The sequence below is a fragment of the Streptomyces sp. NPDC054847 genome (assembly GCF_053610925.1).
The window spans coordinates 1-10077 of record NZ_JBSGZJ010000260.1; the positions used below are offsets into that span (position 1 = coordinate 1).

General features: G+C 71.1%; 9 protein-coding genes. 6 read left to right on the forward strand and 3 right to left on the reverse strand.

The features are described from left to right. Positions 1-255: 255 nt before the first annotated feature. Both ACWGH4_RS23050 and ACWGH4_RS23055 read right to left on the reverse strand, forming a co-directional pair. Positions 256-3201, reverse strand: a complete 2946-nt coding sequence (locus ACWGH4_RS23050; RefSeq protein ID WP_453463914.1) for a BTAD domain-containing putative transcriptional regulator — start codon at positions 3199-3201, stop codon at positions 256-258. Between the two features lie 122 nt (positions 3202-3323). Next, positions 3324-4124 (reverse strand): polysaccharide deacetylase family protein, encoded by an 801-nt coding sequence (locus ACWGH4_RS23055; protein WP_453463917.1) that lies wholly within the window; start codon positions 4122-4124, stop codon positions 3324-3326. 221 nt (positions 4125-4345) lie between these two features. Here ACWGH4_RS23055 and ACWGH4_RS23060 point away from each other — a divergent pair, with 221 nt between their 5' ends. Further along, complete coding sequence (locus tag ACWGH4_RS23060) at positions 4346-5566, forward strand: amidohydrolase family protein (RefSeq protein ID WP_453463920.1); 1221 nt, start codon at positions 4346-4348, stop codon at positions 5564-5566. Between the two features lie 55 nt (positions 5567-5621). Further along, positions 5622-6173 carry a GNAT family N-acetyltransferase gene (locus tag ACWGH4_RS23065; RefSeq protein ID WP_453463923.1) on the forward strand — a complete coding sequence of 184 codons (552 nt, stop codon included), beginning with the start codon at positions 5622-5624 and terminating at the stop codon, positions 6171-6173. A gap of 10 nt (positions 6174-6183) precedes the next feature. On the opposite strand, the gene ACWGH4_RS23070 is transcribed toward ACWGH4_RS23065, so the two are convergent. Beyond that, complete coding sequence (locus ACWGH4_RS23070) at positions 6184-6342, reverse strand: hypothetical protein (RefSeq protein WP_453463926.1); 159 nt, start codon at positions 6340-6342, stop codon at positions 6184-6186. A 76-nt stretch (positions 6343-6418) separates the two neighbouring features. Here ACWGH4_RS23070 and ACWGH4_RS23075 point away from each other — a divergent pair, with 76 nt between their 5' ends. From ACWGH4_RS23075 to ACWGH4_RS23090, 4 genes are all read left to right on the forward strand, one after another. Beyond that, positions 6419-6832 (forward strand): PaaI family thioesterase, encoded by a 414-nt coding sequence (locus tag ACWGH4_RS23075; protein ID WP_453463929.1) that lies wholly within the window; start codon positions 6419-6421, stop codon positions 6830-6832. A gap of 95 nt (positions 6833-6927) precedes the next feature. Then, positions 6928-7848, forward strand: a complete 921-nt coding sequence (locus ACWGH4_RS23080) for an LLM class F420-dependent oxidoreductase (protein ID WP_453463932.1) — start codon at positions 6928-6930, stop codon at positions 7846-7848. Positions 7849-7866: 18 nt separating this feature from the next. Further along, entirely contained in the window at positions 7867-8619 is a 753-nt protein-coding gene (locus tag ACWGH4_RS23085) for an SDR family NAD(P)-dependent oxidoreductase (RefSeq protein ID WP_453463935.1), read from the forward strand. A gap of 127 nt (positions 8620-8746) precedes the next feature. Beyond that, positions 8747-9871, forward strand: a complete 1125-nt coding sequence (locus ACWGH4_RS23090; protein ID WP_453463938.1) for an LLM class flavin-dependent oxidoreductase — start codon at positions 8747-8749, stop codon at positions 9869-9871. Positions 9872-10077 lie beyond the last annotated feature (206 nt).

Genomic DNA, 10077 nt, shown 5'->3' on the forward strand with positions numbered 1-10077 from the left:
CCCTGGGTTTGGCGGTGGCCGGGCGGGCCTGCGGCCCGGCGACGCCCCCGCGGGTCGCCGGACGCAAGGCCGGTGGACCTGTCACCCACTGAGGCGCCGGCCCGTGTGATCCGTCTGCCCCCCGACGCGACGGATCGAATGCTTGAAGCATGTCGGACGAGCATAAACATTCGATGAACGCCCTGCCCCCGCCCCCGAAGTGTTCCCGCGCCCCTCTTTCCGGACCGGCCGGGAACGGGCGTGCACGGCGCGCCGTCAGGCGGCGCCGCTGAGCGGCTCGAGCAGCGCCCGGACCTCTTCCGCCTCCGCCGCGCCCGTCTGCTCGTGGAGGAACAGCGCGTCACGCCAGCACGCACGCGCACGGTCCGCCTGACCGAGCGCGTCCAGGGCAAGTCCCAGCGTCGTCAGCACGTTGCCACGGGTACGGTCTCCGCCGATGCAGCCCGTCGCGAGCGCCTGTTCCGCGTGCTGCGCCGCCCGTGCCGGGCGGCGCGCGGACAGATGCGCCTGAGCGATGCGGAAATGGGCCGTGCCCTCCCACAGGCGCTGCCGGTTCGACTCGAACAGGCGCAGCGCCTCCGTCAGTTGCTCCAGGGCGTCCGTGTGGCGGCCCGCCTGCGTCAGCGCGACGCCGAGGGCGTAGCGGGCGTTGGCCAGCCGCAGGGTGTGGCCGATCCGGTCGTAGAGGGCGATGCCCTGCTCCGCGAGGGAGATCGCCTGGGTGATGCGGCCGGTGGCGACGTGGATGCGGGAGAGGTTGGACAGCGCGCTCGCCTCGCCGGGCAGGTTGCCGTCGAGGCGTGAACCCTCCATGGCGCGGCGCAGGTGCTCCTCGGCCTCCTGGTTGCGCCCCTGTATGAAGGCGATGATGCCCCGGTCGTTGTCCGACCAGTAGACCGGCGCCGGGTCGTTCACCGAGCGGGCCAGGACCGCCGCCTGGGCGGCCTCCTCGTCCGCCTCGTCGTAACGGCCCGCGGTGAGGTGGACGTTGGTCATCGACGTCCGGGCCCGGGCTTCGGTCCGGGTGTCGCCGGCGGCCCGTGCGGCCTCGACCGCTCCGCAGGCCACGGACTCGTAGACCTTGGAGTTCGCTCCGGACTCGGCGAGGTTCTGGACGGCCCAGAGCAGATCCACCGCCCGGCGCAACTGCGGGCCGGGGGAGGCCTGCCGGGCGCAGGCCAGGAGGCAGTGGGCCTCCGCGTAGAGCCAGTCCTGGGCGTCGTCGAGGTGCGCGAATTCCAGACCGGCGTCACCGGTCGGCTCCAGGTGGACCACGAGCCGGTCGCCGGGCCGTTCCATGGCGAAGACGCGGGCCGCCGTCGCCAGGTAGAAGTCCAGCAGGTGGGAGACGGCGGCCTCCCGTGCCTCAGGGGCCTCGTCCCGCTCCGCGCATGCACGCGCGTAGAGCCGCACCAGGTCGTGGTAGCGGTACCGGCCCGGCGCCGCGGACTCCAGCAGGGACGTGTCGACCAGTGCCTCGAGCAGGTCCTCCGTCTCGTGCGGCGGCAGTTCCAGCACGGCCGCCGCGGCGGCGAGCGAGATGTCCGGGCCGTCCGCCAGGCCCAGCAGGCGGAACGCCCTGGCCTGTGCGGGCTCCAACTGGCCGTAGCCCAGTTCGAAGGTGGCCTTCACCGCCAGATCGCCGGCCTGGAGCTCGTCGAGGCGGCGCCGTCCGTCGGCCAGCTTGGCCGCGAGGACCGAGACGGTCCAGGTGCGGCGGGCCGCCAGCCGCGAGGCGGCGATGCGGATGGCGAGCGGCAGGAAGCCGCATGCCGCGACCACGTCCAGCGCGGCATCGCGTTCCGCGCCGACCCGTTCCGCCCCGACGATCCGGGTGAACAGCTGGAGAGCCTCCTCGGGGGACATCACGTCCAGGTCGACCAGGTGCGCGCCCGCCAGGTCGACCATCCGCACCCGGCTGGTGATCAGCGCGGCGCAGCCGGCCGTGCCGGGCAGCAGGGGCCGGACCTGGGCGGCGTCGCGGGCGTTGTCGAGCAGCACCAGGATCCGCCGCCCGTCCAGAGCTGAGCGGTAGAGGGCCGCTCGTTCGTCCAGGGTGTCCGGGATAGCCGAGTCGGCCGTGCCCAGGGCGCGCAGGAACGCGCCGAGGACCGTCTCCGGCTCCGCGGACCGGTTGCCGGTGCCCTGGAGGTCGACGTACAGCTGTCCGTCGGGGAAGTGCTTGCGCGCCTGGTGGGCCACATGGACGGCCAGGGTGGTCTTGCCGACGCCGCCGATGCCGGCGAGGGCGGACACCGCCATCACCGAGCCCTCGGCGGTCGCGAGTTGGCCGCCCAGCTCCTGCACGAAGGACGACCGGCCGGTGAAGTCCGGCACGGTGGCCGGCAGCTGGGCGGGCCGGGTGGTCTGCGGAGCGGGTGCGGCCTCCTCCTGCGGGCGGGCGAGTTCGGCGTCGGCCCGCAGGATGCGCTGCTGGAGGCTGGAGAGTTCGGGGCGCGGGTCGACGCCCAGTTCCTCGGCGAGCAGCCGGCGGGTGTCGGCGTAGACGGCGAGTGCCTCCGCCTGGCGGCCGCTGCGGTACAGGGCGAGCATCAGCAGCTCACGCAGCCGCTCACGCAGCGGGTGGGTCGCGGTGAGTGCCGTCAGCTCGGAGACGGCCTCGGCGTGCCGGCCGACCTCGAGGTCGATGTCGAGCCGGGTCTCGAGCAGTTGCAGACCCCACTCGACGAGCCGGGTGCGCTGGTTCTCCGCGTACGGTCCCGGCACGTTGGCGAGCGGCTCGCCGTCCCACAGGTTCAGCACCTTGTTGAGCAGCGCCCGCGCCTGGGCACGGTCGCCGGCGGCGTTCGCCTTGTACGCCTCCGCCGCGAGTTCCTGCGCGACGGCGAGGTCGAGGGCGTCCCGGCCGATGCGCAGCGCGTAGCCGCCCGACTCGCTGACCAGGGTGTCCGGGTCGAGTGCCTTGCGCAGCCGGGAGGCGTAGGTGCGGACGGCGGCCAGCGCCTGGGACGGGGGTTCCTCGCCCCAGATCGCGTCGATCAGTTCGTGGGCGGTGGCGGTGCGCCCGTCGCGGAGCAGCAGCGCGACCAGCAGGGCGCGCTGCTGCGGCGAGCCGGGCGGCAGGGTCTCTCCGCCCCGCCGCACCCGTACCGGTCCGAGCACGCTGAAGTACAGCTCGGCGTCCTCGCTCCCGAGCGGAGCGCGCTGGTTCGGTACGCGTGGCCCGCTGTCACGGTCCATAGGTGCCCCCTGCCGGTACTGCCGGAATCGCCCTCGACAGTCTGCCTTGTTGGGGGTGGCCGCGTCAGCAGCGGGGCGGCTGCGGCTGCTGCCCGTCCGCCGGTCCGTCCGGCCCGCTCTGATCAGGGGCGATAGACCGTGCCGGGTTCGGGTACGGCCGGTGCGAGCAGCTGGGTGACCGTGACGAAGGTGTAACCGCGCTTCTTGAGCTCGGAGACGATCCCGGGCACGGCGGGGACCGTTCCGTCGTAGATGTCGTGCAGCAGGATGATGCCGTCGCGTCCGGCCTGGTCGAGGATCCGCTTCTTGATGAGCTCGCTGTCGGTGGTGGAGTAGTCCTTGGCGGTGGCGCTCCACAGGACCTGGGAGAGGCCGAGTTCCTTGCTGACGGCCTTCACCTCGTCGTCGGTGCGACCCTGCGGCGGTCGCATCAGCCGCGGCTTCTCGCCGGTGATTTCCTCTATGGCGTCCTGGGTGCGGCCGAGTTCCGCGCGTATCTCTTCCTTGCCGAGCTTGTCGAGCCGCTGGTGGGTCCAGGTGTGGTTGGCGACCTCGTGGCCCTCCGCGGCGAGGCGGCGCACCACGGCGGGGTATTTGAGGACGTGGCTCTTGCCGAGGAGGAAGAAGGTGGCGGGCACCTTCTCCTTCTTGAGGTGGTCGAGCAGTTCGGGGGTGTCCTTGCCGGGGCCCGCGTCGAAGGTGAGCGCTATGCACTTGGCCTTCTCGCAGTCGACGGACGGTGAATCGGATCCCTGGCCCTTCTCGCTAGCGAGCGGCTTCCCGTCGGAGCCGGCGGCGTCGGAGCGGGCGTCCGCGGGCGAGGTGCTGTCGACGGAGCAGCCCGCGAGGGCGAAGGTCAGCGTGAGGGCCGCGGCGAGAGCCGGGACAACCCTGGACCCGGTTTTGTACGTCTTCGAAGGCATGGCGAATCTCCCCGTTCGTGGTGATGCGGTGGTGCGGCGGTGTGCCGGTCGTACGGAATGCGGCCGTGGGCCGGTGGTCGTCCGTACTCGCCGGTGACTATACACAGCATGTATACACGGGGTTCATAGTGGGTGGGGCCGACTGAACCCGGCACCGATGGCGCCCGACGGAACCCGCACCGATAGCTGACGGGCCGTCAGATCAGCGCTACCTTGAGACGATGGAGACCTTCCCCAAGATCATCTCGGTGGACGATCACACGGTGGAGCCCCCCGGCGTCTGGCGGGACCGGCTCCCGTCGAAGTACGCAGGCACAGGCCCCCGGATCGTCCGCGCCCCCCTGAAGGAAATGACCTTCCTGGGCGGCAGGTTCGCCCCCGTCATGGGAGCCCCCGGCGACGAGGGGCCGGTAGGCGACTGGTGGGTCTACGAGGACCTGCACCGGCCGCTCACCCGGCTCGACACCGCCGTCGGCTACGACCGCGACGAGATCAAGCTGGAGATCATCACCTACGAGCAGATGCGGCCGGGCTCCTACAGCGTCCCGGAGCGGCTCGCCGACATGGACGTCAACCACGTCCGGTCCGCGCTCTGCTTCCCCACCTTCCCGCGCTTCTGCGGCCAGACCTTCACGGAGGCCGCCGACCGCGAGCTCGGGCTGCTGTGCGTACGGGCCTACAACGACTGGATGGTGGAGGAGTGGTGCGGCCCCGAGGCGCAGGGCCGGCTCGTCCCGCTGACCCTGATCCCGCTGTGGGACGCGGAACTGGCCGCCGCGGAGGTCCGCCGCAACGCGGCACGCGGCGTGCGCGCCGTCGCCTTCTCCGAGATACCCCCGCACCTCGGACTCCCTTCCGTCCACACCGACGCGTGGGACCCGTTCCTCGCGGCGTGCGACGAGACCGGCACGGTCATCGCCATGCACATCGGATCCTCCAGCCGCATGCCGTCCACCTCCGCGGACGCGCCGCCCGCCGTCGGTTCGACGATCACCTTCGCCAACTGCTGCTTCTCGATGGTCGACTGGCTGATGAGCGGCAAGTTCGAGCGCTTCCCGGGCCTGCGGGTCATGTACGCGGAGGGCCAGATCGGCTGGATCCCGTACATCCTGGAGCGCGCGGACGTCGTCTGGGAGGAGAACCGCGCCTGGGGCGGTGTCGCCGACAAGGTCACCCGGCCACCGTCCGAACTCTTCGCCGAGCACGTCTACGGCTGCTTCTTCGACGACGCCTTCGGCCTCCGGAACCTGGACGCGATCGGAGCGGGGAACGTCCTCTACGAGACGGACTACCCGCACTCCGACTCGACCTGGCCGAAGTCGAAGGAGGTCGGCGAGGCCCAGATGGGCCACCTGCCGCAGGACGTGGTGGAAAGAATCGTGGCGGGCAACGCGATCGACCTGCTGGGGCTCACCGACGACGGGCTGTGGGCCGGCCCGTAGCGCACCACCGCGGCAATCGCGTTGAGCGTCCCGCCCGCCGCGTGCTACTTCTGGCGTGATCACACGACAGGGGGCGGCGGGCATGGTGCTCGGAGAACTGGTGAAGCTGCGGGCGATGGGCCCGGCGGACGCGGCGGCGCTGTGGCGGTGGAACCACGACCCGGACGTCATGCGCTGGATGGAGGACAACCACCCCTCGTCCCTGGAGCACGTGGAGAAGTGGCTCGCCGACCGCCCGCGCAACACCTACGGCGACCTGCTCCTCGGGGTCGAGGTGCTGAGCGACGGCCGGCTGATCGGGCTCGTCGCCCTGCGCGACGCGGAACCGGAGACCGGCATCGCGGAACTGGACATCTATCTCGGCGAGAAGGACTACTGGGGCAAGGGTTACGCGACCGACGCCATGCGGGCGGTGTGCCGGTACGGCTTCGACAAGATGCGCCTGCACAAGATCTCGCTCACGGTGGTCACCGAGAACCTGGCCGCGCAGCAGGTCTACAAGAAGGTCGGCTTCGTCGAGGAAGGCCGCCTTCGCCAGTCGTTCCGCCGCGACGGAAAGTGGTACGACCAGTTCACCATGGGCTTGCTGGAGGGCGAACTCCGCTGACGCCCACCGGTCAGCCCTCGCCGGGCGCCTGGAACCCGGTCGTGTCGACGTGGCAGTCGAACGGGGCAGGGATGTGGATCTTCTCGCCGAACGGGACGGTGAGGTGGGAGGCATATCCCTTCGAGGTCGGCGACCAGTAGACCGTGGCGCTGTCCTCCCGGTGTGACACGGGTGGCCGAGGATTCAGGGGACAGCCGCACCCGGGCCGTCTACCCGGAACGGGTCGCGACCGGCACCATCGGGGCATGACGCTCACCACCGCAGAAGCCGACAAGATCCTTGCCGACAATTTCGCGCCCTGGGTGCTCGAACTCGGTCTGTCCGTCGAGGAGGCGGGCGACCTGCACGCCGTGCTGCGGCTGCCCTGGTCCGACCGGCTCGCCCGGGAAGGCGGCGGGATGTCCGGGCAGGCGCTGATGGCCGCGGCCGACACGGCGACGGTGATCGCCGTGTCGTCGGCCCGGGGCGGCTTCGTCCCCATGACCACGGTCCAGCAGTCGACCAGCTTCATGCGCGCCGTCGTCGGCGCCGACGTCCTGGTCGACGCCCGGATCACCAAGCTGGGCAAGCGCATGGCCTTCGCCGACATCACCATGACCGCCCAGGGTGCCCCCGAGCCCGCGGCCCGCGCCTCGACGGTGTACGCGCTGCTCGGCTGAAGCCGCCCCTGCGCCACCCTTGCCTGATGGAGCGTCAGCCCTGACGATGGCGGCAGCCGTCGTCTCTGACGGTCCGTCAGCTTCGAGGAGTCGCCATGGTGGCGTACGGGATGCAGCTCCCGGTCCAGTCGCAGAGCACCCTCTACGCCGAGCCCTGGGAGACCGAGGCCGGCCCGGACGACCTGGCCGCCGTCGCCGTGGCGGCCGACCGGGCCGGCTTCTCCTACATCGCCGTCTGCGACCACGTCGCCGTGCCGCGCCGCCTCGCCGACGCCATGTCCACGGTCTGGTACGACCCGGTCGCCACGCTCTCGTTCCTCGCCGGGGTGACCGGACGGGTGCGGCTGCTCAGCCATGTCGCGGTCGTCGGGCTGCGCCACCCCCTGGCGTTGGCCAAGCAGTACGCGACCCTGGACCACCTCTCCGGCGGGCGGCTCGTCCTCGGCGTCGGGGCCGGGCACGTACGGGAGGAGTTCGAGGCCCTGGGGGTCGACTTCGACGCCCGCGGAGCCGTCCTCGACGAGAGTGTCGACGCACTGCGCGCCGCGCTCGGGCCCGGCGAGTATCCGGAGTTCCACGGCGAGCGCTTCCGCTTCAAGGACCTCGGGCAGCGGCCACGGCCGGCCCAGCCCCGTGTCCCCCTGTGGGTCGGCGGCTCCTCGCCGGCCGCCGTGCGACGGGCCGCGCTCAAGGGCGACGGCTGGCTGCCGCAGGGCGATCCGCGCGAGCAGCTGCCGGCGCAGGTCGCCCGGATCCGGCAGCTGCGCGAGGCGGCGGGCATCGAGGAGCCCTTCGTGATCGGCGCCATCACCGAACCGCTGTACATCGGCGAACCCGGCCGGCAGGTCGGCCGCCGGACGGTCTCCGGCAAGCCCGCGGCGGTCGCGGAGTCCCTGCGGGCCTACGCCCTGATGGGCGTGGACCAGATCCAGGTGCGGTTCCGCAGCCGGAGCCGCAGCGAACTGACCGACCAGATGGCGGCCTTCGCTGCCGACGTCGTCCCGCACCTCGACTGACCAAGGGAGCAGGCAGGCATGGGCAAGCTGGACGGACGTGTCGTACTCGTCACCGGCGCGGCGCGCGGGCAGGGGGAGCAGGAGGCCAGACTCTTCGCCGCGGAGGGGGCGAAGGTCGTCCTCGCCGACGTCCTCGACGAGCTCGGTGAACCGCTCGCCAAGGAGGTCGGCGGTCTCTACGTCCATCTCGACGTGAGCCGCGAGGCCGACTGGACCGCGGCCGTCGCCGCCGCGAAGGAGCGCTTCGGCAAGATCGACGGGCTGGTCAACAACGCGGGCATCCTGCGCTTCAACGAACTGGTCACGACCCCGCTGGAGGAGTTCCAGCTGATCACTCAGGTCAACCAGATCGGCACCTTCCTCGGAATCCGCGGCGTCGCCCCGGAGATCGAGGCGGCCGGCGGCGGCACGATCGTGAACACGGCCTCGTACACGGCGCTGACCGGCATGGCTTATGTGGGTGCGTACGCCGCCTCCAAGCACGCGGTCCTCGGCCTGACGAGGGTGGCCGCGCTCGAGCTCGCGGGGAAGGGCATCCGGGTCAACGCCGTGTGCCCGGGGGCCGTGGACACCCCCATGAGCAATCCCGAGGGCGCGGACCCGGAAGCGGTCGGTGACCTGTACCGCACGCTCGTGCCCCTCGGGCGGATCGGGCAGGCGGAGGAGGTCGCGAAGCTCGCCCTGTTCCTGACCGGCGAGGACTCCTCGTACATCACCGGCCAGCCGTTCGTGATCGACGGCGGATGGCTGGCGGGCGTCAGCGTCCTGTGAGGCGGCACCGCCCGGCGTCGTCCGGCGCCAGCTGCGCCCCCGCTCTCTTGACTGCGCAGGCACCCGGTGGAACAGTCGGACCCATCCAGATCTGACGGTGCGTCAGAAACGATAGGCGGTGAACCCCTTGGAATTCGGCCTCTTTGTTCAGGGATACCTCGGCAAGCGCGCCGAGACCGACCCGCTCGCCGAGCACAAGGCGCTGATGGAGGAGACCGAGTACGTCATCCAGGCGGACAGGTCCGGGTTCAAGTACGCCTGGGCCTCCGAGCACCACTTCCTGGAGGAGTACTCGCACCTGTCGGCCAACGACGTCTTCCTCGGCTACCTCGCCCACGCGACCGAGCGCATCCACCTGGGCTCCGGCATCTTCAACCCCCTGGCCCCCGTCAACCACCCGGTCAAGGTCGCGGAGAAGGTCGCGATGCTCGACCACCTGTCGCAGGGCCGCTTCGAATTCGGCTCGGGCCGGGGCGCCGGGTCCCACGAGATCCTCGGATTCATGCCGGGCATCACCGACATGAACCACACCAAGGAGATCTGGGAGGAGACGATCGCCGAGTTCCCCAAGATGTGGCTCCAGGACGAGTACGTGGGCTTCCAGGGCAAGCACTGGTCCCTGCCGCCCCGGAAGGTCCTCCCCAAGCCGTACGGGCCCGCCCACCCGCCGATGTGGTACGCGGCCGGATCGCCGTCCTCGTACGCCATGGCCGGCAAGAAGGGCCTCGGCGTGCTGGGCTTCAGCGTCCAGAAGGTCTCCGACATGGAATGGGTCCTCGACTCGTACAAGTCGGCCGTGAAGGAGGCGAAGGCGGTCGGCGCCTTCGTCAACGACAACGTGATGGTGACGTCGACGGCGATCTGCGCGGAGACGCACGAACGCGCGGTCGAGATCGCGGTGTCCGGCGGTCTCAACTACCTCCAGTCGCTGCTGTTCCGCTACCACGACACGTTCCCGCGCCCCGAGGGCGTCCCCGAGTGGCCGGAACTGCTGCCGGAGTACACGGCGGAGATCATCGAACTGCTGATAGCGGAGGAACTGATGATCTGCGGCGACCCGGGAGAGGTGCTGCAGCAGTGCAAGCGCTGGGAGCAGGCGGGGGCGGACCAGCTGTCGTTCGGCCTGCCGATCGGGGTGTCCTACGAGGACACGATGACGACGATCCGCCTGATCGGCGAGCACGTGATCCCGCAGATCGACACGGACCCGATCCATCGGACGACACGTTTCCGGGAGTCGGCGGGGAGGTGAGGGGGGCGGCGGGGGTGCGGGTGCGTGGCGCCTGCGGCGGGCTCGTCCCCTACCCGCCCCTTCCCGAAACCGGGCTCCGCCCGGACCCGTACCGCGCTTCGCGCGGTGCCTGCCCTCAATCTCCCCCTACGGCCTGGCGGCCGTGGGAGGTGCCCCCAGGCGGGCTGGATTTCGCTCCGCGAAACCAGCCACGCCGGCGATTGAGG